Origin of the sequence: Polynucleobacter sp. UB-Siik-W21 (assembly GCF_018687415.1) — a bacterium.
Lineage (GTDB): Bacteria > Pseudomonadota > Gammaproteobacteria > Burkholderiales > Burkholderiaceae > Polynucleobacter.
The window spans coordinates 245,005-266,569 of record NZ_CP061289.1 but is presented as its reverse complement, the minus strand read 5'-3'; the positions used below and the strand labels follow the sequence as shown (position 1 = coordinate 266,569).

The window sequence follows — 21,565 nt, the reverse complement described above, 5'->3', positions numbered from 1 at the left end:
GTGTTAGCTTGCTTAACCGTATACTGGAAAGCGCTTCGTTAACTCAGAAACTTGTGCGCGAACCTTGGCGATATTTTCTGGGTCGGTTGGGTTATCTAAAACATCTGCAATGAAATTACCTACCTGTCTGGCTTCAGCTTCTTTAAAGCCACGTGTTGTCATCGCTGGCGAACCTAAACGGATGCCACTGGTCACCATGGGTTTTTCTGGATCATTCGGAATGCCATTCTTATTGCAGGTGATATGGGCTTCACCCAAAACACGCTCCGCTTCCTTACCAGTCATTTTCTTCGCACGTAAATCAACCAACATCACATGAGAATCCGTACCACCAGAAACAATGCGAAGCCCACGAGAGATTAATGTTTCAGCCAATGCTCTGGCATTGGCTATCACTTGCTTTTGATAATCTATAAAGATTGGCTCTTGTGCCTCTTTGAATGCAACCGCCTTAGCAGCGATCACGTGCATCAAAGGGCCTCCTTGAAGGCCTGGGAAGACAGCAGAGTTAATGGCTTTCTCGTGCTCAGCCTTCATTAAGATGATACCGCCACGCGGGCCACGTAAACTCTTGTGCGTTGTGGAAGTCACGATGTCAGCATGGGGTACTGGGTTTGGATAAACACCAGCAGCAATCAGACCAGAGTAATGTGCCATGTCCACCATAAAAATCGCGCCAACCTCTTTTGCTAATTTACCAATGCGTTCCCAATCGATTACAAGTGAGTAGGCAGATGCACCAGCAATAATCAATTTAGGTTTGTGCTCGCGTGCCAAACGCTCCATTTGCTCATAGTCAATCGCTTCGTTTTTATCGAGACCATAGGAAATAGGGTTGAACCACTTGCCGCTCATATTCAGGGCCATACCATGAGTTAAGTGACCACCCTCAGCCAGACTCATCCCCATAAAAGTGTCGCCTGGCTTTAAGAAAGCCAAAAAAACCGCTTGATTAGCAGATGCACCGCAATGGGGTTGAACGTTAGCAGCTTCAGCACCATACAGAACTTTGACACGATCGATTGCTAACTGCTCAGCAACGTCGACAAATTCACAGCCACCGTAATAACGCTTGCCTGGATATCCCTCAGCATATTTATTCGTCAGTTGGGAACCCTGAGCTGCCATGACTGCGGGTGAGGCGTAGTTTTCAGAGGCAATGAGCTCGATATGGTCTTCTTGACGCTTATTTTCGTTCTGGATGGCTTCCCACAACTGGGGGTCGGTTTTGGCTAAAGTGTTCTGGCGGTCAAACATGGTAATAATCCTGGAGAAGTTGGATTGTTGAGTGAATTAACTTAGTAAAATCAACCTACATCATACAAAATCCATCATGACCACCACACAAGACCTCTCATTCCTATCCCTCGTCCTCAATGCCAGCCTATTAGTACAGTTGGTAATGTTGTTATTGCTGGGGATGTCTATTGCCTCTTGGACCATTATTTTCAAGAAAACGGCTGTTTTGCGAGGGGTAAGACGAGATACCGAACGCTTTGAACGTGATTTTTGGTCCGGCGGTGATCTCAAAACTCTTTTAGAGGCATCACAGCGCAATACTCGCAGTGACGCGGTCCTAGAACATATCTTTGAGGCTGGGATGCAAGAGTTCATGAAAGTTCGTGAAATCGATGCCGCCCGTCGCGCGATGAAGGCTACTTACCAGCGCGAAATGGATACCTTAGAGGCCAACTTGCCATTTTTAGCATCTGTTGGCTCCGTCTCTCCTTACATTGGTCTTTTTGGAACTGTGTGGGGAATCATGCATGCATTCCGTGGTTTAGCGAATGTACAGAACGCGACCTTAGCTGCAGTAGCTCCTGGCATTGCTGAAGCGCTCGTCGCAACTGCTATTGGCTTATTCGCAGCGATTCCTGCGGTAGTTGCATACAACCGCGCAGCGACTGATGTAGATCGCCTTGCAATTCGCTTTGAAACTTTCATCGAAGAGTTCACGAATATCTTGCAACGACAAACTGCAGGTCGCTAATTAACTATGGCCGGATCTTCTTTGCGTAAATCAAAACGTCGGGCAATGTCCGATATTAATGTCGTTCCTTACATTGATGTGATGTTGGTCTTGCTGGTGATCTTTATGGTCACCGCACCCATGGTAAATCCAGGTGTAGTCAACCTACCAACCGTGGGTGGCGCTAAAGTGCAATCATTACCACCTGTCTTTCTGACGATTGATGCCAGCGAAAATGTCATCGTTCGCAAAGATGGTGAGCCTGTTCAGACACTGAACCCATTTGAGCTTGGTGCATTTGCAAGAGCGCAAGCTGAGAAATCTGCTGAGCAACCAGTAGTTCTGGCTGCAGATAAGTCCATCAAATATGAGACCGTGATGAATGTTATGTCTAAGCTCAAAGAAAATGGTGTCAAGCGTGTTGGTCTAGCAGTCAAGAGTCAGTAAGACGCAGATCTAACTTCTATTTCTTCATGAATAGCGCATCTACTTTTCAATCACCCCATTCTTCATTTAAGCGGGGACGCTTTACTAAAGAGGAAAGCACTAAGCGTGCATTTACGTTTTCTTTAATTGCGCATCTAGGCTTGCTTGCTTTTTTAGTCATCGGCATTAGTTGGAACAACTCCACCCCTTCTGGGGTTGAAGTCGAGTTATGGGACTCCGCACCTCAAGTAGTAACTAAGCCTGAAACTGAGCTCAAAACAGTCATGAAAGAAGAGGCTGCTGATATTGCAGTCAAGAAAAAGGAAGTAGAAAAAGAGCCTCCTAAAAAAGAGGCAGTTAAAGAAATACCAAAAGTGGTGAAGCCTCCTCCACCGAAGAAAGAAGAGCCGCCTAAAAAAGCAGAAGCACCTAAAGCTCCCTCGCCTGCCGAAACTAAAGCCAATGCTGCTGCAGAAAAAGTTCGCGCTGATCAATTAGCAAGGCTACGAGCTGCCGCTGGCGCTGAAGGGGGTAGTGGTGGCAAGGTCGGAAGCGGTGTTGGTGGCGGTGGCAGCGCTCCCCCAGGCTGGACAGATAAGGTCATTAAGAAAGTAAAGCCGCTCATCGTCTTTAACCCCGAATCAGTCAGCGGTAATCCTGCAGCCGTCATTCAGGTGAACCTTGCTCCAGATGGGGCCATTCTCAGTACGAGTGTTTTAACTTCCAGCGGCAATCCTAGCTGGGATCGCGCCGTGCTCTTGGCACTTTCTCGCGCAGAAAGTCTGCCGAAAGATGACAATGGCAAAATTCCACAACGCGAAGTCAAGTTGACCTTTAAACCCAAGGACTAAAGCATGTTGCAGTTGATGAAAAAAATGATTTTGAAATTGCAATCTTTGTGTATTGCAGTAACTGCCTTACTGATGACTTTGACGAGCCCAGCATTTGCGCAAATGAATATTGAAATCACTGGCGTTGGACAATCGCTTTACCCTATTGCCGTGATGCGCTTTAAAGATGAAAACAAATTACCTACTAGCGTTACTGAAATTATTCGCCAAGACTTGGCACGGAGTGGTTACTTTAAAAATACCGAGAACGGCAATGCTGCAGAAAGTGCTGACGATACACCAAACTATAAATCTTGGGCAGCGCGTGGTGCTGATGCCCTAGTAGTTGGTTCAGTCACACAGACTGGTAACGAACAATTTGAGATTCGCTATAGGCTATTTGATATTCGCAAGTCACAAAGTCTTGGCGGCTTGAATCTGAACTCTAGCGCAGATAATTTACGCGCCGTAGCGCACAAAATTGCAGACGATATTATTTTCAAACTCTTGGGCGAACGTGGCGTCTTTTCTACTCGCCTGTCTTATGTCATCAAAGATGGTAAGCGCTATCGCTTAGTCATCTCTGATGCAGATGGCCAAAATATTCGCAATGCCATGAATAGTAGCGAACCGATTATTTCTCCATCATGGTCACCCGATGGCAAGAAAGTCGCCTATGTTTCTTTTGAAGATCGCAAGCCAGTGATATATGTTCATGAACTTGCTACTGGTCGACGTATTTCACTTTCAAATCAAAAAGGAAATAACAGCGCCCCAGCTTGGTCGCCTGACGGCAGAAAATTGGCTATCTCACTTTCTAAGGATGGTAATACCCAAATCTATGGCATCAATGCCGACGGCACTGGACTTCATCGCTTAACTCGTGGCAGCACGATTGATACTGAGCCGCAGTACTCAACGGATGGTCGTTATATTTATTTCACTAGCGACCGAGGTGGCAATCCCCAGATCTATCGAATAAGCGCAGATGGCGAACAAGTAGAAGGCGCCAAACGCGTTACCTTTAAGCAAGGCTTTGTGACTTCACCCAGAATATCTCCTGACGGAAAATATTTAGCTTACATCGCTAATATTGGTGGAGCCTATCGACTCTATATTCTGAACCTTGCTACAGGGGATGCCCAAGCATTAACTGATGGCACGAGCGATGAATCTCCATCATTTGCAGCCAACGGTCGCCATGTCCTTTACTCAACCAAGGTCAATGGCAAACGTGTCCTTGCAGCCGTCTCAGTAGACGGCAATTCTAAGCAAGTTTTAAGTATCCCGGGGTCTGATGTACGTCAGCCTTCCTGGGGTCCTTTTATGGACTAAAACACCCTTTTTCAGGGTGAAATAGGCACTTTTGATGCTCTTGGGAGCATAATATTAACTAAAGGCTATGTGCCAACTGAATTACGCATCAAATTCATTACCAAGTTTGTAGGAAAAGGAAAATCATGAAAGTTTCTATCGCACGCCGTGCAGCCACATTTGCCCTGATTGGTGCAACTGCATTTTTGATGGCAGCTTGCTCGAGCGTGAAATTAGATGATGTTGATAGTGCCAACGGTAGCGGCAGTGGTAACTTTGGCTCGCAACCTTGGAATGATCCTAAGAGTCCGCTTTTTGATAAAAGTGTTTACTTTGGCTTTGACGAGTTCACCGTTCAGACTAAATATCAGAAGATGTTGTCTGCACACGCTGGATACTTAAAAGCTAATCCAAATCAAAAGATCATTATTCAAGGCAATACAGATGATCGCGGCACCGCTGAATACAACCTAGCATTAGGTCAACGTCGTTCTGATGCTGTTCGTAAATCACTCAATTTAATGGGCGTATCTGATAATCAAATGGAAGCCGTTAGTTTTGGTAAAGAGAAGCCGAAAGCTGAAGGCGATACAGAAGCAGCCTGGGCAGAAAACCGTCGTGCTGACATTATTTACATTACGAACTAAATGATTCACTCTTTGCATGCTTTTAAAAAAACGCTCTTACGAGCGTTTTGTTTAAGTGCCGCGCTAGTTTGTTTAGGTGCTTCTAATAACGTTTGGGCCCTATTCTCAGATGATGAGGCTCGTAAAGCAATTCTGGACCTACGTAAATCTCTAGCTACGACGCAACTTGAACTTCAAAGTCAAATTGATAAGCTCAAGGCTGAGAATGCAGAACTACGCGGCAAAGTGGAAGTGCTTGAAAAGCAAGGTGATGACATTTCATCTAGCCAAAAAACTTACTACCAAGATTTAGATACCCGCTTAGGTAATTTTGAGCCACGTACAGTCACAATTGAAGGTGTGAGTGGCACAGTGCAACCTGGTGAGAAAAAAGCGTATGACGATGCTCTAAAAGCATTCCAGGCAGGCAATCTTAAAAAAGCAGATGAAGGATTTTCTGCATTTAGCGCTAAATATCCTCAAAGCCCTTTCCTTCCTCTTGTGCTGTACTGGAGTGGCAATAGCAAATACGCAAATAAAAACTACGCGGGTGCTATTAGCCAACTTCAAAGTCTGATTAAACGATATCCCAACCATCCGCGTGTTCCCGCTGCAATGGTGACATTGGGCAACTCTCAATTAGAGAGTGGCAACAAAGCAGCAGCCAAGAAAACCTTTAGCGAGATTATTGCAAAGTATCCTGATACCGATGCAGCCAAGGATGCGCAGCAACTGCTCGCTGCTACTAAATAACCCAATGCCTAAGCTTCATGTCTAATTTGTCTGCGGCATTTGAGAGTCTCGCGCCACGCAAGTCTGGCGCCCCTGCAGTGATCTTATTTTCTGGTGGCCTAGACTCCACTACAGTGCTCGCATTAGCCAAGGACTTAGGATACTCACCCTATGCTCTATCAGTAGGATATGGTCAGCGTCACTCTTCTGAATTAGCTGCAGCAAAATATATTGCCAAGCAAATTGGCGTTGCTCGTCATGAAGTAGTAAATCTAGATTTAACCCGTTTTGGTGGTTCAGCCCTAACTGACTCATCCATTGCCATACCAACAACTCCAGGCAAAGATTTAGAAATCCCCATTACCTATGTACCAGCACGCAATACGATTTTGCTATCTCTGGCATTAGGCTGGGCAGAATCACTTGGTGGCTTGGATGTCTTCTATGGGGCAAATTCAGTCGACTACTCAGGTTACCCCGATTGCCGCCCTGAATACGTTGCCTCTTTCGAAATGATGGCCAACCTAGCGACTAAGGCTGGTGTAGAGGCAATCAATAATGAAAATCGCTTTCGAGTTCATGCGCCCATCATCAAACTCACTAAAGCAGAAATTATTCAACTAGGAAGCACTCTTGGTGTAGATTACTCACAAACCGTATCCTGTTATCAAGCTAATGATTTGGGCGAAGCCTGTGGTGAATGTGAGTCTTGTCGCCTAAGACAAGAGGGCTTTAAGCAGGCTAATGTTGTCGACCCAACGCGCTATCGCAAAACTAAATAGGCTTGTTTAAGCCTATTTAAATTGGGCCTCAAGCATACGCGCAACATAACGCGCAATCAGATCAATCTCCAAATTCACTGCATCGCCTTGCTTTAAGTTTCCAAGCGTTGTACTTTGTAAGGTATGTGGAATCAAGTTGATATCAACAACACAAGCATTGGCACTATCTTCCGTTTTATTTACAGTAAGTGATACGCCATTAACAACGATAGAGCCCTTGTAAGCTAAGAATGGGGCTAATTCTTTTGGAGTCTCAATTCGCAATAACCAAGACCCGTATGCATCTTGAGCGACTTGCTTAAAGTATGCGACTTTGCCAACACCATCAACGTGACCACTAACCAGGTGACCGCCAAGACGATCATTAAGTCGGAGTGCCTTTTCCAAATTAACTGGGCCTACTTTATCTAAGCCAACCGTTTTATTTAAGGACTCTCGAGAGATATCCAAAGCAAAAGAATTGCCATTAAACTGGGTTGCAGTCATACATGCACCCTGAATAGCAATACTATCGCCTAGCGCTACATCATCCAAATAGCCAGATGGAACTTCAACGATTAGATGAAGACCATCGCCCTTAGATTGAGCACTTTTGATTTGACCAACGGCAGTAATGATTCCTGTAAACATATGGGTGATTTTAGTTCTTCTGATTGAAATCTTGATTAAGACTTGATTAACCTGAGCCTGAGATCAGAGCCAATTAAACTCTGATCAATGATGTGCCAATCTTGCCGTGATTTCAATGAGGATAAAGCAGGGATATTTGCCATACCAATACCTTCACCCATCAAGAACGGTGAGTAGTAGAGCAAGAGCTCATCTACACAGTTTTCTCTGAGCATGGAGCCATTGAGCTTAAAACCTGACTCCACATGTATTTCATTCATCTCACGCTCTTGCGCAAGAAAAGCAAATAGCTTTGGTAAATCCACTTTTCCATGAGCATTAGGTATAGCAATTACCTCAATCCTTCTTGCATTAAATGCTTTTGCCTTCTCTTGTGCCTCTGGTGTATCTAGATTTGCACAAACAATGATGACACCAGACTGATCTGCCTTATTCAGAATCTTAGCTTGAGGCGGTGTTTCCAATTTAGAGTCAACAATAATTCGCCATGGCTGACGTTGGGTTTCAACATCACGCACATTCAGAGCGGGATCATCCTCTTTAACTGTGCCAACGCCTGTAACAATGGCACAAGCTTGCGCACGCCAGTGGTGGCCATCAGCCCTTGCGAGCGGCCCAGTAATCCATTGACTCTCACCACCAGGTAGGGCCGTTTTTCCATCCAGACTTGCGGCAATCTTTAAACGTACCCATGGCAGACGACGAGTCATCCTGGATATGAATCCACGATTTAAGACTTTGGCTTCCGATTCCATCAATCCACATTGCACTTCAATACCAGCCGCTGTCAGCCTTTTCAAACCATTTCCTGCGACCAATGGGTTTGGATCGCCCATTGCAGCAATTACTTTGGCTGGCTTTGCGGCAATCAAAGTATTAACACATGGTGGCGTGCGTCCAGTGTGGCTACATGGCTCTAAAGTGACATAGACCGTGGATCCCATAGGATCCCTCCCATTTGCTCTGGCATCCGAGATTGCTTGAACCTCTGCATGCGGACCACCAACGCGTTGGGTAAATCCACGACCAATGACTTGCCCATCCTTAACAATGACACAGCCCACCCGCGGATTGGGGTTAGCCAAATAAAGTGCTTTTTGAGCCTCGGCTAAAGCCTCGCCCATCCATTGGTAATCAACAGCGGTATACATGGGTCTATTAAACCATTCAATGGCAGCGCTTTGCATCCCTAGTTGGGTCACAGATACGCCATCGACCACCACTACCCAGTATCAGCTGGCGCTCCAAGCCAGAAACCCTCTGATGACCCAAGATCATACGATTAGCAACAAATCCACCTTGAGCCGTCTTGGCGGCTCCGGCAGCATTAAAAAGAATCCCCATCTTGCCTGTATGTGGATCAATAAAGTGCCTAGCCCCACCCTTAAAAAAAATAGGATCAGTCTTGCCATGCAAGATCCATGTTTTATCGACGCAACTGGATTTGGGACTCCTACCAAAGCAGCCACTATTAATACTCCACCCGTCCTCCCAAGATCTATTCGAAATAGGCTCTATTTTTACAGGCTCACCGAGATGTAAGGCTTGCTGACGAGCAAATTGGGCATGCGCAATAAATCTTCTGGCCACTGATTCAATTTCACGAATAGCAATTTGCTCCTGTAACAGTGGCATCGTGATTGTTGCGGAGATGGCAAGGATTAAAACTACCGCCATTAACTCCAGCAAGCTTGCTCCTGATTCAAGGTGATGATCTTTATTCAAATACTTGACGCCAATTTAGTCGTGTCACCACACCTGATTTTTCATTCGCCAAAACGTGCACTTGGATAGTTGGCTTCTCTTTACTAGAAATTAACCATTGGTTTTTTCCTGCAGGTTGAATAAAGCAATTATTTTCAGTTAATGCAGATAAGTTAGTGATATTGTTTTCACACTCTAAAACTAATTTTTCTGCTGTTATAAATCTTTCATGCGCATGCTCGATAGTCTGCACCTGAATCATACGTAAGACTGTCAATCGCTCTAGATACACAATCAAAGACGAACATAAAAGTAATAATGAAATAACCCAAGCCAAAATCATGGAAGATTTCTGGTGGTGAAGATGCGCTCAAAATCCTTCTGAATTGAAGCGCCATCAGTCATTTGAAGCTTGATCTTAAAAGCCCGCTGCCCCAGACTTGAATGGCTTCCTAACTCCTCAACCCTAAAGGAATTGATGCCATTCATCAAAGTTGTATTTTGAATACGTCCTTGACGATCCAATGACTGGCACAGGAGCGAGCCGCCATTAGTCTTTGCGCCCTTAGGCAAGCTAGCCTGTCTATCCACTAGAAAACCTTGAAGAGCTAAGTTATTTTTTGTTCGATCACTCGTTAAAACATTCCCAATGCAATCAAAATCAACACCATCAGATAACTGATGCCTGATGACTAAAGAATCTGATCCCTGGTAACCACTTCTTTTCTGAATTTCAATTGCTAAATTTGAATTTTTCTGATCAATTTTTTGATGGATGGATTGAATATTTTGGTAACCAGCCATTCGAATTGCGCGGCCAATTAATTCTAAGGCGCGCTCCGCTTCTGAAGTCAAGGCGTGCGTTTTTTCATACTCGATTTGTTTGACGAACAGATCAGCGCTCGTTTTCAAAAGAGGATTTAGCAACAGGACGCAAAGAGCGATTCCGACTAGACACTCGAGAAGATTCATTCTTCAAGCCCTTAGAAGAAGTGTTAGGGATACTGGGAGATTTAGTTTGACTGCTATTGGCTCTCACTTGCTCAGCGAGCTCATACACGTCTAAATCCTGCCTCAGTTGTGAACGCTTGCTTTCTTGCTGATTGAGCCGAAGAGCCAAACCCTGATAAGCGCCAATGGAAGTCATCCAAACCCCCAAAATGAGGCTCATTGCTACCAAAACTTCTAGCAGGATGAATCCATTCGGTGATTCTGAGCGCATACACCATTTTCTAGGGCTTCGAATAGCACCGAAATGGCGTTCAGAGGCTCTTCCTGTCAGAAAAGTGGAAGATTACTGCTAGAGGATAAGGACAGGCGCCTGCTCAGCTTAAAATAGAGAGCTATGCCAAACACCCTTGCCTCTACAGAAGACATCATCGCTGAGATACGTGCTGGCCGGATGGTCATTCTCGTTGATGAAGAAGATCGTGAGAATGAAGGTGATTTGGTCTTAGCAGCGGATCACGTCAGTGCTGAAGCGGTGAATTTCATGGCCAAACATGGTCGTGGACTCATTTGCCTGACCTTGACCCGCGAACGCTGCCAGCAACTAAATTTACCTCTGATGGTGCGTGATAACGGTACTTCAATGGGCACCAATTTCACAGTCTCGATTGAAGCTGCAAGTGGCGTTACAACTGGTATTTCTGCTGCAGATCGCGCCCTCACAATTAAGACTGCGGTTGCACCTCATGCTAAACCTAGTGACTTGGTTCAGCCTGGTCATATTTTTCCCTTAATGGCCCAACCAGGTGGCGTACTGATTCGCTCTGGCCATACTGAAGCTGGCTGCGATCTTGCTGCAATGGCCGGTTGCTCACCAACATCTGTGATTTGCGAAATCATGAAAGATGATGGCAGCATGGCACGTTTGCCAGACTTACTAGAATTCGCAAAAGAACATCAACTGAAGATTGGCAGCATCGCTGATCTCATTCAGTATCGCAGCCAACATGAAAGCATTGTGGTGCGCGAAGGCGTTCGCGGATTTATTACCCCATGGGGCAAGTTTGAAGGCATCATTTATCGCGACACACCAAGCTCTTGCATTCATATTGCACTTGTTCACGGTAAGCCATCCGAAGGACTAGAAACTCTTGTACGTGTCCATGAACCCGTCACCGTTCTCGATTTTCTAGATGCTAAGGTCAGCAATCACTCTTGGCCGCTAGCGCAAGCCCTGCAGCACATAGCCGCCGCTCCTAGCGGAGTTGCTGTTCTTTTGAATGCTGCTGGTATTGCCGCACCCAACAACGAAGATTGGTTGGCGCAGTTTCAAAAATTGAATCAATCAACAGATGAAGTGAAAAAACCTTTGTCTCGTAAAACAGATTTCAGAAGTTACGGAATCGGTGCTCAGATTTTGAAAGATATTGGTGTCGGTAAAATGCGCTTATTAGCAAACCCAAATCCTGTACCCAGTCTTTCGGGCTATAAGCTAGAGGTTACTGGCTATACCCCGTATCAGCCCAAGTAATCTGTATTTATCCTATTGGAATATGATCATGACCGATTCAAATAATGACTTTGTAGGCGTTTTAGAAGCAGATCTCAATGGCCAAGATTTACGCATTGGTATTGTGCAAGCACGCTTCAATGAAGATCATTGTGTTGCCCTCACAAATGCTTGCATTAGTGAATTAATTTCCTTGGGCGTTTCCCAATCAGATATTAAGTTAGTTACCGTACCAGGTGCCCTCGAAATTCCATTTGCCCTTCAAAAGCTTGCTGAAACAGGTGAGTTTGATGGGCTGGTAGCATTAGGCGCGGTGATTCGTGGTGAAACCTATCACTTTGAACTGGTCTCCAATGAATCTGCTTCTGGAATTACGCGCATCTCCATTGACTCTGGTTTACCAATTGCTAACGGAGTACTCACCTGCGATACCGATGAACAAGCAAAGGTGCGCGTGCATGTGAAAGGCACAGATTGCGCTAAGGCAGTTGTAGAAATGGCTAACCTTGCTTTAGCGTTGACTCCTGATATTGATATCGAAATGAATGCTGGTGAAGAGTAATGATTCATATGAACAAATCGACTCTTAACCCTTCTCAAGCAAGTTTTGCTAAAGATGGCGATACCAAGTCTGCAGCCCCAAAACGCTCCCTGACGCCACGTCGTCGCGCTCGTGAATATGCCCTCCAAGGCGTGTATCAAAGCTTAGTTGTGCGTCGTGCAGGTAGCCTCCCTAATGGTGCAGCAATCTCAAAGCAATTGTCTGAAGATCCTGCTTTTAAGCGTTGTCAACTTGATTTATTTAATGGTATTTTTCAAGGCGTATTAGAGCGCACTGACGAACTTGAGGCCATCATTACGCCTGCGCTTGATAGACCCATCAATGAGCTATCGCCAGTAGAGCATGCCGCTCTTTTAATTGGCACCTACGAATTATCTGTCGACCTATCTGTGCCTTACAAAGTCGCCATTAATGAGGCCGTAGAACTTGCTAAAACATTTGGCGGTACTGATGGCCACAAATATGTCAATGGCGTCCTAGACCTCTTAGCTCAAAAACTACGGGTAGCTGAAACCCAAGGGGAATAAATCAGTTCATTGAGTTAGTTGGCGATATCAGCCCCACAAGCTAAGGCTTATGGGGCTTTTTTACTTCTAGGGATAAAATCATTCTGAATAGTGCGTACCCCTTTTGATCGGAAAAGTTCATCATGCAAAAAATTGATATTCGCAGCCTTCTCAAAGATCCTAGCCTATTTAAAGAGCAGGCCTTTATTAATGGCAAATGGATTGACTCTAAAGAAACATTTGCAGTCACCAATCCAGCTACCGACGAATTAATCGCATCGGTAAGCAACCTGGGTAGCAAGGATGCAGAACTGGCTATCAAGGCAGCCGAGCAAGTACTTCCTGCTTGGCGCAATAAGATTGGCAAAGAGCGCGCCCAAATCATGCGCAAGTGGTTCGATCTCATTATTGAAAATACAAAAGATCTCGCCATCCTCATGACATTGGAGCAAGGCAAACCTTTAGCAGAGGCTTCTGGCGAAGTAGTCTATGGCGCTTCTTTTGTTGAGTGGTTTGCTGAAGAAGCAAAACGTGTTGAAGGCTCTATTCCTACAACCACTTGGGGCGATAAACGTATGATGGTGCTTAAGCAGCCTATCGGCGTATGTGTAGCTATCACCCCTTGGAATTTTCCGATTGCGATGATTACACGCAAGATTGCGCCTGCTTTAGCAGCGGGATGTACGATTGTGATCAAACCAGCAGAGCTTACGCCCTTATCAGCTTTAGCTTTGGCAGAACTAGCAGTGCGCGCCGGAATCCCGGACGGTGTCATCAACATCATTACCGCCGATGCCAATCAATCCATTGCGATTGGTAAAACACTGTGCGCTTCTCCAACAGTGCGCCACCTCTCCTTTACAGGTTCTACAGAAGTTGGACGTATTCTGATGGAGCAATGCGCTCCAACGGTTAAAAAAATAGCCTTAGAACTAGGTGGTCATGCTCCCTTCATTGTGTTTGAAGATGCCGATATTGATGCTGCAGTCATTGGCGCCATTTCCTCTAAGTTTAGAAATTCTGGTCAAACCTGTGTTTGCGCTAATCGCTTTTATGTCCACAAAAAAGTTCAAGATCAATTCGTTGAAAAATTTGCCAAAGCGATTACAGCGATCAAAGTGGGTAACGGTATGGAGCCAGGCATTACTCAAGGACCACTGATTGAAGCAGCGGCCTTAGAGAAAGTCGAAAAGCATGTAGCTGATGCTATTAGTAAAGGTGCCAAACTTGTTACAGGAGGCAAGAGAAGTATTGCTTCAAAGAACTTCTATGAGCCCACCATCCTATCCAATGTCAATAATCAGATGTTGATTACCTATGAAGAAACCTTTGGCCCTGTTGCCCCGATTATTCCTTTTGGAACAGACGAAGAAGTGATTGCATTAGCCAACAATAGTCAATTTGGCCTGGCTTCCTATTTTTATAGCCGCGACATTGGGCGCATCTGGAAAGTTGCAGAAGCCCTGGAATATGGAATGGTTGGGGTCAACACCGGAATCATTTCTAATGAAGTTGCCCCATTTGGTGGTGTGAAGCAATCCGGACTTGGTCGCGAAGGCAGCGTCTATGGAATGGATGAATACCTGGAAATGAAATACGTCTGCGTTGGTCTATAACACCTAGGGCTTTATTTCTTTTTATAAACCAAGTCCCACACCCCGTGGCCCAGCTTGATGCCACGGTTTTCAAATTTCGTTACTGGGCGATAGCTTGGACGCTCAACATAACCCTGATGCGGCGCACTTAATTGCTTAGCAGTGGGTTTAAATTCATTTAACTCTTTTCCAACCTCTTCTGGCTTAGGGAGATCTTCTGCGCCAAAGGTTTCGATCTTGATCTGCTGACTAGAGGTATTTTGAAGACTTGGTTGGGCATTGAGTACCAAGATCATTTGCTCTGCATAGTTATGCCAATCTGTTGCCAAATGCAAATATCCACCAACCTTTAAACGAGATACCAGCAATCTAACGAATTCAGCTTGAATCAGGCGACGCTTATGATGACGCTTCTTATGCCATGGATCAGCAAAGTAAATATGAATACCATCCAAAGAATTTAGGGCAATCATATTCTCTAGAACTTCAACAGCATCGTGGTGAATCAGGCGCAGATTGGTGAGATTATTTTCTCCAATCAGCTTCAATAAGGCGCCAACTCCCGGAGGGTGTACCTCAATTGCCAAAAAGTCATCCTCACTTCTTAAGGCAGCGATCTTAGCAGTGGTCTCGCCCATACCAAAACCAATTTCTAGAATCTTGGGTTTTACAGATCCCTCAAACGCACTACCCATATCAAGCTTCTTTTCTTGATATGGGATCAAAAAGCGTGGACCTAGATCATCGATTGCACGCTGTTGTCCTGCAGTAGTTCTTCCTGCCCTTAAAACAAATGAGCGAATGCGCTCAAATCGTTTTTCTTGTTTTTTTGCTACTTGCTCGATCAACTTAAGCGACAACCTTCTTAAAGTAGGCAATCGTCTCTTTAAGACCATCTTCTAGATTTACTTTTGGCTGCCATCCTAACTTCGCTTTAGCTAATTCAATATTCGGTTGACGTTGCTTAGGATCATCTTGAGGCAAGGGTTGATAAACAATCTTTGATTTACTGCCGGAGAGTCTAAGGATGGTTTCAGCCAACTGGAGCATAGTGAACTCGCCAGGGTTGCCAATATTCACTGGACCAGTAAACCCTTGTTCAGAGTTCATCATTTTGACCATGGCATCGATGAGATCATCAACGTAACAAAAACTGCGAGTTTGTTGACCATCTCCATAAATAGTGATGTCTTTGCCTTGCAAGGCTTGCACTATGAAGTTACTCACAACACGACCATCGTTAGGATGCATCCGCGGACCATAGGTATTAAAGATACGTACAACTTTGATATCTAGATTGTGTTGACGGTTGTAATCAAAGAAGAGGGTTTCAGCGCAACGCTTGCCTTCATCATAGCAAGAGCGAATGCCAATTGGATTTACTTTTCCCCAATACCCCTCTGGCTGAGGATGTACCTCTGGATCGCCATAGACCTCGCTAGTGGAGGCCTGCAAAATACGTGCCCGAGTTCTTTTAGCAAGGCCGAGCATATTAATGGCGCCATGTACGCTTGTCTTAGTGGTCTGCACTGGATCGTATTGATAATGTACTGGAGATGCTGGACAGGCGAGGTTATAAATTTGATTGGTTTCTACATAAAGCGGGAATGTCACATCATGACGCATGAGCTCTAACTTCGAATTAGGTAATAAGTGCGCTAAGTTCTCTTTTGTGCCAGTGAAGTAGTTATCCACCACCAATACATCATTACCCTCTTTGAGTAATTTCTCGGTGAGATGCGAGCCCAAGAAACCCGCGCCACCAGTAATCAGAATTTTGTTCATATTTTTATATTGAATAAGATATTTTAATAATTTCTAGGGGCTCTCCAGCCGGCGGATCTATAGGCATAAACCACTTCGGCTAGAACAATCAATAATGATGTCATGAAGGATATCAGACCCAGCACGAAGGTCCAAATCACATAGCTTGTCTGCAGGGAACGGGCAGCGCCTGCCTGAAAGAAAAATAACTCAAGAACGGTAAGAGAGATAAAAACACCACTTAATACATCAAAAAAGATAGCGGCGGCACAGAGGCGTCCACGAATCTTAGCCTCATTAGCCTCAACTTCCATATGCTTTAAAGACTCTTGATCCTTGAATTTACCCTCATATAACGCATTCTGAATTGTGCGCATACGATCAACCGTTCTCGCTAAACGACCAGAGATGGCATTAATCAGAGTAGCTACGGCAGTCAACAAAAATACTGGGGCTAAAGCCAGTTGAATATTATTCGTGATTGCGTCTATTGATACATCCATATTGAGCTTTCTAAATTCTTTCAGTGATTACTGTGACCAGGCAATTAAACCACTATAGGAAGTCACCAAGACCAATAATCCGAATATGATCCGATACCAAGCGAATGGAATGAAATTATGATGCGCGACATAATGAATTAACCAGCGCACACAAATAAAAGCAGAAATAAATGCAGCCACAAAACCAATGGCAATAGCAAGACTAAATTCTCCAGAGATGGCGACAGGATTTTTCCAAAGTTTTAACAGCTCATACGCGGTTGCACCCCCAATAACAGGAATAGCTAAGAAAAAAGAAAACTCTGTAGCTACAGCTCGTGGCAAGCCAAATAACATTCCTCCAATAATCGTAGCGCCAGAACGAGATGTACCTGGAATCAATGCAGCACATTGAGCTATGCCAACTTTCAAAGCATTGAAGTAGGAGAGATCATCGACTGTATATATTTGACTATTGGTATTGCTGGTTTTTTCCTGACGACGCTCTACCCAGAAAATAATCAATGCGCCAACAATAAAAGCACTGGCAACTGGGATTGGCGAAAAAAAAACTGCTTTAATGTGTTTGCCAAATACAAAAGCTAAACCCATCGCTGGAGCTGAAGCAATCAAAAGGTTTAAAACAAAACGACGGGAGTTAGCGCTACCACTTAAAGAAAATGCAACCTTAAGAAGCTTTTCTCGAAATTCCCAGCAGACCGCCAAAATAGCGCCAAATTGAATAATGACCTCAAAGGCTTTACCCTGTTCGTCATTGAAATCAAGCAAATCTCCGACCAAGATAAGGTGGCCGGTACTAGAGATAGGCAAAAACTCGGTCAATCCTTCCACCGCCCCCAGAATGACTGCTTTCAGTAACAATATAAGATCCATGGGACAAATTTTATAGGGATATGAATAATTCAAGCTTATTTGGCAAAATGGGATCTAAATACCCGCCTGAAGCCATTTAGCCTTAAACTTCATGCACCTTAAAAGTAGATGAATTTGATGAACCCAGCACGCTTTCGCCTTTCTCGACTGACCATCTTTGGCCTAGTCCTGAGCCAGGCGCTCGGCCTAAGTTCTTGGAACTCTTTGACCTTTGCACAAAGCCCCAATGGTGCGGCAAGTCCCGCTTTGCCGACTCCAATCAACGCATCAACGTTATTAGGCTTAGAGCAGCCGCCTCAAATTGCACCATTTCCAAGTAAAACTGCCCTACCTAGCACTTCTGCACCATCAAGCGTTAATAGCACTAATAGCAACAATCAAAAAGGGCAATTAACTGATTTGATTCAGCTATACCAAGAGGCGGCATTTAGCGATCCAGTATTAAATGCGGCTCGCTTCAATTACCAAGCAAGCAAAGAGCTTTACTGGCAGGGCCTCTCTTTATTGCTTCCACAAGCAAATGCAACCCCTAGCGGAACGCGCTATTACCAACATGGTCAAGGAACCACCGTGGTGGCTACTGGCCCTGGTAATTCACGCGTCTTTGACCAAAAGAGCTACACAGTTACCTTAACGCAACCCGTTTTTAACATGGGTGCACTGGAAGCTTTTAAACAGGGTGATTTAAATACCAAGATTGCAGATATGCGCTTTTATTTAGCGCAACAAGACTTGATTATTCGTGTCTCCCAAGCCTATTTTGATGCTCTGACTAGTCAAGATAATGTTGAGCTATATCGCAACAAAAAAGGTCTCATTAAGCAGCAACTAGAAATTGCACAGGCAAAATTTGATGCCGGGTTAGCAACCATTGTCGATGTTAATACTGCGCAAGCTGCACTAGATTTAGCCAATTCTCAAGAAATTGCCGCTCAAGCAGATTTGGTGGTAAAGCGCGGGGTTCTAGAGCAGCTCGTAGGAAGGCCGGTTGGCCCTCTTCGCCCATTAATTAAGGAAGCAAAAATCGATGGCGTGCTGAAAGATCCACGCTCAAAAAATAAAGATGTCAAAGGGATTCCGATTGCTGAAAGCGTGAATCCACAGTTACCACCAGGACAAACCTTAGATGACTGGATTAATCAAGCGGAAGCAGCAAACTTTAATGTCCTTGCGGGCCAGCTAACAGTTAGTCTTGCTGAGAGTACCTATCGCGCCTCTCAGGCATTGAACTATCCTTCGCTTAACTTTGTTGGTACCAGTGGTTACAACACTTCAAACGGTACACCAAATAGCTATACACCCGCCAATACCAATGTTTACAACAATACCGTTGCTCTGCAAATGACAATACCTTTGGTGTCTGGCGGCTTTAATAGCTCTGTTATTCGTCAAAATGCTGCATTAGTGGATACAGCAAAAGCTAACTACGATAACGCTCGTCGTACTGCGGCGCAAAATACGCGTGCAGCTTTCGTAGGTTTCTATGGTGGTCTTGCCAGCGTTAAAGCTTATGAGGCGGCCGAACGATCTTCCAACTCCGCACTCGAATCTAGTAAGTTAGGATTCCAAGTGGGCACTTTAATTAATATTGATGTCTTAATTGCGCTAGATACTTTAATTACTACTAGGTCTCAATTACAGCAGGCTCGTTACAGTACTATTCTCAATGCAATCAAACTGAAAGCCCAAGCTGCTGCATTAAGCGATGAAGACTTAATTGCAATTAATTCTTTGCTCCGCTGAGAAGTTCCAAACAAGCTTTTGAGACCTCGTAAACGGTTGGTGGAGCTTGCATGTCACCAACATTCTGAATCTTGTCTGACCAGTAACCCTCTGTCTTCCATCTTGGTGAATCGCAATAAATCTCAACTGTAGGTTTATTCAATACTGCAGATAAATGGGTCAGGCCAGTATCAACACCAACTACCAATGCTGAATTAGCAATCAACGAAAATGCATCCTCAATAGAGAAAGAATTCGGCACTATTGATCCTGGAATTTGTAGTGCTAATTCTTGGCTAATTACTCTCTCAGCGGCACTGCCCCAGGGAAGTACAATTTGATAGCCGAGCGCTGCAAGCGTTTTGCCTAATTCAATCCAATGCGTGTTACCCCAACGCTTAGCCTCTCGGGCAGTGGAATGGAAAAATAAAACATAAGGCTTATGCAAACCAATTGCAGCCATGTCAGAAAATGCCTCTATAAAACTTGCAGGATAAAACTGCGCCTTTTCAGATCTATCGATCAATGGCCAATCGAGAGCTGAGCACGCTACAAAACGCGAACGATCTACGGCATGACACCTCAAGGGAACCTGAACTGACTGGCTGTAAAACATACCAGAAATTGATTCATATCCAGAAAATTCAGTAGCATTTGCAAGTCCTGCAACCACAGCATTTGGATTCTTCTTGGCGAGATAACAGACAAGTGCGGACTTTAGAAGCCCCTGTGTTTCAATGATGATGTCATAGCTCACTTTTTGGAGCTCCCCCTTGAAGGCAAAAAATTCCCTCCAAGATTGCCAACTAAATAATGCTTTTTTCCAACGACGCAAGCCAAATGAAATGATGCGATCAATGCCCCTAAAGCCATCTCGGTTAAGTAAGGGCGTTAAGAGGTGAACATACCCCTCCTCAACCACCCAATCAATTTGAGCATTGGGTAAGCGCGCCCGAATATCCCAAACAATTGGTAAGTTATGAAGCACATCCCCTAAAGAGGAGAGCTTTACCAATAATATTTTGGGGGATACGCTTGGATTAACCATTAAAACTTCGGAGCTTGTTCCCAAGATAAGCCAGCTAAATCTTTAGTATTGAGATTAGGCATTACGCCTGACGCCAAAGGCCACTGAATTGCAACTGAAGAGTCATCCCACGCTAAGCACACTTCACTTTGAGGGTGATAGTAGTCTGTTGTTTTGTACATGAACTCGGCTATTGGAGTGAGCACCAGAAATCCATGGGCAAAACCAGGGGGAATCCAGAGTTGCTTGTGATTTTCTGCGCTCAATTCTAAGCCAGTCCATTTGCAGTAAGTCGGTGAACTTTTTCTAAGATCTACGGCAACATCATAAACAGCGCCCGATACAACTCGTACCAGCTTTCCTTGGGCTTTCTCTAGCTGGTAATGCATGCCACGCAAAGTAGATTGACGAGAAAAAGAATGATTGTCTTGTACAAAGTTGACATTTAAACCCGTTGCCTGTGAAAACTCTTGGGCATTAAATGATTCCGTAAACCAGCCACGTTCATCACCAAAAACTTTTGGCTCAATAATCAAAACATCCGCGATTACAGTTGGTGTCACCAAAATCTTGACCTGCTGACTTGTGCCTACCATTAGCCAACCTTTTTGGATGACAAAGAAATCGGTTGCGCGCCACTCTTCATCTCATGCAAAATTTTTGTTAAGTACTGCCCATAGCTATTCTTGCTCAGTTGAGTTGCGACCTTTTGCACAACCTCTACCCCAATCCAACCTTGGCGGAAGGCAATTTCCTCTGGACAAGCTACCATCAATCCTTGGCGTTTTTGTAGGGTGGCAATAAAACCCGCAGCATCGGGCAAGGAGTCATGCGTTCCAGTATCAAGCCAGGCAAAGCCACGGCCCATGATTTCCACACTCAATTGGTCTTTTTCTAAGTAAATACGATTGACATTGGTAATTTCTAGCTCACCACGTGCACTTGGTTTAATAGAGCTTGCAATATCGCAGACTTGATTGTCGTAAAAGTAGAGGCCCGTGACAGCATAATTACTTCTTGGTTGCAGTGGCTTTTCTTCAATCGAAATCGCCTTATGGTTTTTATCAAATTCCACGACGCCATAGCGCTCGGGATCAGTCACATGATAAGCAAATACAGTTGCGCCGCTTTCGTATTCATCTGCACTCTCCAGATTAGCTACCAATTCATGGCCATAAAAAATATTATCGCCAAGCACTAATGCACTTGGATGATGATTGATAAAGTTTTTACCCAGCGTGAATGCTTGAGCTAATCCATCTGGTGAAGGCTGTACACAATACTCAATATTTAAGCCCCACTGAGATCCATCGCCCAGCAATTCTGTAAAGCGTGGCGTGTCATGTGGGGTAGAAATCAGCAGAATATCTCGAATACCCGCCAACATTAAAGTGGTCAATGGGCAATACACCATCGGCTTGTCATACACTGGCATGAGCTGCTTTGAAACTGCTTGGGCGACAGGATATAAGCGAGTGCCTGACTCACCAGCCAAGATAATTCCCTTGCGATTTTTTGTAAGGCTATTTGCCATCCTGATCC

At 44.7% G+C, this 21,565-nt stretch carries 26 protein-coding genes; 12 read left to right on the top strand and 14 right to left on the bottom strand.

The window, feature by feature from the left end; translation table 11 throughout:
• Positions 1–12 precede the first annotated feature (12 nt).
• Entirely contained in the window at positions 13–1,257 is a 1,245-nt protein-coding gene (gene glyA, locus C2756_RS01425) for a serine hydroxymethyltransferase (RefSeq protein ID WP_215319617.1), read from the bottom strand.
• Between the two features lie 76 nt (positions 1,258–1,333).
• On the opposite strand from glyA, the gene tolQ reads away from it, so the two are divergent.
• The 7 genes from tolQ to queC all read left to right on the top strand — a co-directional run bounded on the left by tolQ (position 1,334) and on the right by queC (position 6,679).
• On the top strand, positions 1,334–1,990 hold the full coding sequence (tolQ, locus tag C2756_RS01420) for a protein TolQ (RefSeq protein WP_215319616.1): 657 nt from the start codon (positions 1,334–1,336) through the stop codon (positions 1,988–1,990).
• 6 nt (positions 1,991–1,996) lie between these two features.
• Entirely contained in the window at positions 1,997–2,416 is a 420-nt protein-coding gene (tolR, locus tag C2756_RS01415; RefSeq protein ID WP_215319615.1) for a protein TolR, read from the top strand.
• A 26-nt stretch (positions 2,417–2,442) separates the two neighbouring features.
• Positions 2,443–3,246, top strand: a complete 804-nt coding sequence (tolA, locus tag C2756_RS01410; RefSeq protein ID WP_215319614.1) for a cell envelope integrity protein TolA — start codon at positions 2,443–2,445, stop codon at positions 3,244–3,246.
• A 3-nt stretch (positions 3,247–3,249) separates the two neighbouring features.
• Positions 3,250–4,560 carry a Tol-Pal system beta propeller repeat protein TolB gene (gene tolB, locus C2756_RS01405; protein WP_215319613.1) on the top strand — a complete coding sequence of 437 codons (1,311 nt, stop codon included), beginning with the start codon at positions 3,250–3,252 and terminating at the stop codon, positions 4,558–4,560.
• A 125-nt stretch (positions 4,561–4,685) separates the two neighbouring features.
• On the top strand, positions 4,686–5,186 hold the full coding sequence (pal, locus tag C2756_RS01400; protein ID WP_215319612.1) for a peptidoglycan-associated lipoprotein Pal: 501 nt from the start codon (positions 4,686–4,688) through the stop codon (positions 5,184–5,186).
• On the top strand, positions 5,187–5,918 hold the full coding sequence (gene ybgF / locus C2756_RS01395) for a tol-pal system protein YbgF (RefSeq protein WP_215319611.1): 732 nt from the start codon (positions 5,187–5,189) through the stop codon (positions 5,916–5,918).
• 17 nt (positions 5,919–5,935) lie between these two features.
• A complete protein-coding gene (gene queC / locus C2756_RS01390) occupies positions 5,936–6,679 on the top strand; it encodes a 7-cyano-7-deazaguanine synthase QueC (protein ID WP_215319610.1) in 744 nt (247 codons plus the stop codon).
• A gap of 12 nt (positions 6,680–6,691) precedes the next feature.
• Here queC and C2756_RS01385 read toward each other — a convergent pair whose 3' ends face one another.
• The 6 genes from C2756_RS01385 to C2756_RS01360 are packed head-to-tail and all read right to left on the bottom strand — an operon-like array spanning position 6,692 to position 10,235.
• Positions 6,692–7,309 (bottom strand): riboflavin synthase, encoded by a 618-nt coding sequence (locus C2756_RS01385; RefSeq protein ID WP_215319609.1) that lies wholly within the window; start codon positions 7,307–7,309, stop codon positions 6,692–6,694.
• Positions 7,310–7,344: 35 nt separating this feature from the next.
• On the bottom strand, positions 7,345–8,460 hold the full coding sequence (gene ribD / locus C2756_RS01380) for a bifunctional diaminohydroxyphosphoribosylaminopyrimidine deaminase/5-amino-6-(5-phosphoribosylamino)uracil reductase RibD (protein WP_215320732.1): 1,116 nt from the start codon (positions 8,458–8,460) through the stop codon (positions 7,345–7,347).
• A gap of 16 nt (positions 8,461–8,476) precedes the next feature.
• Positions 8,477–9,034 carry a Tfp pilus assembly protein FimT/FimU gene (locus tag C2756_RS01375; RefSeq protein ID WP_251372088.1) on the bottom strand — a complete coding sequence of 186 codons (558 nt, stop codon included), beginning with the start codon at positions 9,032–9,034 and terminating at the stop codon, positions 8,477–8,479.
• Positions 9,027–9,356: a hypothetical protein gene (locus tag C2756_RS01370; protein WP_215319608.1), complete on the bottom strand. Its 330-nt coding sequence runs from the start codon at positions 9,354–9,356 to the stop codon at positions 9,027–9,029. Before C2756_RS01370 ends, C2756_RS01375 begins: the two co-directional genes overlap by 8 nt.
• Positions 9,353–9,868, bottom strand: coding sequence for a hypothetical protein (locus tag C2756_RS01365; RefSeq protein ID WP_215319607.1), 516 nt, complete (start codon positions 9,866–9,868; stop codon positions 9,353–9,355). The genes C2756_RS01370 and C2756_RS01365 overlap by 4 nt, the downstream gene beginning before the upstream one ends.
• A 40-nt stretch (positions 9,869–9,908) precedes the next feature.
• Positions 9,909–10,235 (bottom strand): hypothetical protein, encoded by a 327-nt coding sequence (locus C2756_RS01360; RefSeq protein ID WP_215319606.1) that lies wholly within the window; start codon positions 10,233–10,235, stop codon positions 9,909–9,911.
• 123 nt (positions 10,236–10,358) lie between these two features.
• Here C2756_RS01360 and ribBA point away from each other — a divergent pair, with 123 nt between their 5' ends.
• The 4 genes from ribBA (at position 10,359) to C2756_RS01340 (ending at position 14,155) form a co-directional block, all read left to right on the top strand.
• Entirely contained in the window at positions 10,359–11,492 is a 1,134-nt protein-coding gene (gene ribBA / locus C2756_RS01355) for a bifunctional 3,4-dihydroxy-2-butanone-4-phosphate synthase/GTP cyclohydrolase II (protein ID WP_215319605.1), read from the top strand.
• Between the two features lie 28 nt (positions 11,493–11,520).
• Entirely contained in the window at positions 11,521–12,033 is a 513-nt protein-coding gene (gene ribH, locus C2756_RS01350) for a 6,7-dimethyl-8-ribityllumazine synthase (RefSeq protein WP_215319604.1), read from the top strand.
• Positions 12,034–12,041: 8 nt separating this feature from the next.
• On the top strand, positions 12,042–12,560 hold the full coding sequence (gene nusB / locus C2756_RS01345; protein WP_251372087.1) for a transcription antitermination factor NusB: 519 nt from the start codon (positions 12,042–12,044) through the stop codon (positions 12,558–12,560).
• Between the two features lie 122 nt (positions 12,561–12,682).
• The gene (locus tag C2756_RS01340) at positions 12,683–14,155 is read left to right on the top strand and encodes an NAD-dependent succinate-semialdehyde dehydrogenase (protein ID WP_215319603.1); all 1,473 of its coding nucleotides are present in this window, start codon (positions 12,683–12,685) and stop codon (positions 14,153–14,155) included.
• Between the two features lie 11 nt (positions 14,156–14,166).
• On the opposite strand, the gene trmB is transcribed toward C2756_RS01340, so the two are convergent.
• The 4 genes from trmB to C2756_RS01320 are packed head-to-tail and all read right to left on the bottom strand — an operon-like array spanning position 14,167 to position 17,274.
• On the bottom strand, positions 14,167–14,982 hold the full coding sequence (gene trmB / locus C2756_RS01335; RefSeq protein WP_251372086.1) for a tRNA (guanosine(46)-N7)-methyltransferase TrmB: 816 nt from the start codon (positions 14,980–14,982) through the stop codon (positions 14,167–14,169).
• 1 nt (position 14,983) lies between these two features.
• Complete coding sequence (locus C2756_RS01330) at positions 14,984–15,919, bottom strand: UDP-glucuronic acid decarboxylase family protein (RefSeq protein ID WP_215319601.1); 936 nt, start codon at positions 15,917–15,919, stop codon at positions 14,984–14,986.
• Between the two features lie 23 nt (positions 15,920–15,942).
• Positions 15,943–16,401, bottom strand: a complete 459-nt coding sequence (locus tag C2756_RS01325; protein ID WP_215319600.1) for a DUF2721 domain-containing protein — start codon at positions 16,399–16,401, stop codon at positions 15,943–15,945.
• Between the two features lie 27 nt (positions 16,402–16,428).
• The gene (locus tag C2756_RS01320; RefSeq protein ID WP_215319599.1) at positions 16,429–17,274 is read right to left on the bottom strand and encodes an undecaprenyl-diphosphate phosphatase; all 846 of its coding nucleotides are present in this window, start codon (positions 17,272–17,274) and stop codon (positions 16,429–16,431) included.
• A gap of 108 nt (positions 17,275–17,382) precedes the next feature.
• Between C2756_RS01320 and C2756_RS01315 the strand changes: the two genes are divergently transcribed.
• Positions 17,383–19,017: a TolC family protein gene (locus C2756_RS01315; protein WP_251372085.1), complete on the top strand. Its 1,635-nt coding sequence runs from the start codon at positions 17,383–17,385 to the stop codon at positions 19,015–19,017.
• Here the strand turns inward: C2756_RS01315 and waaC are convergent.
• The 3 genes from waaC to rfbA are packed head-to-tail and all read right to left on the bottom strand — an operon-like array spanning position 18,998 to position 21,557.
• Positions 18,998–20,044 carry a lipopolysaccharide heptosyltransferase I gene (gene waaC / locus C2756_RS01310; RefSeq protein WP_215319598.1) on the bottom strand — a complete coding sequence of 349 codons (1,047 nt, stop codon included), beginning with the start codon at positions 20,042–20,044 and terminating at the stop codon, positions 18,998–19,000. The genes C2756_RS01315 and waaC overlap by 20 nt on opposite strands.
• Complete coding sequence (gene rfbC / locus C2756_RS01305; protein WP_215319597.1) at positions 20,044–20,619, bottom strand: dTDP-4-dehydrorhamnose 3,5-epimerase; 576 nt, start codon at positions 20,617–20,619, stop codon at positions 20,044–20,046. The genes waaC and rfbC overlap by 1 nt, the downstream gene beginning before the upstream one ends.
• Complete coding sequence (gene rfbA, locus C2756_RS01300) at positions 20,619–21,557, bottom strand: glucose-1-phosphate thymidylyltransferase RfbA (RefSeq protein ID WP_215319596.1); 939 nt, start codon at positions 21,555–21,557, stop codon at positions 20,619–20,621. The genes rfbC and rfbA overlap by 1 nt, the downstream gene beginning before the upstream one ends.
• Positions 21,558–21,565 lie beyond the last annotated feature (8 nt).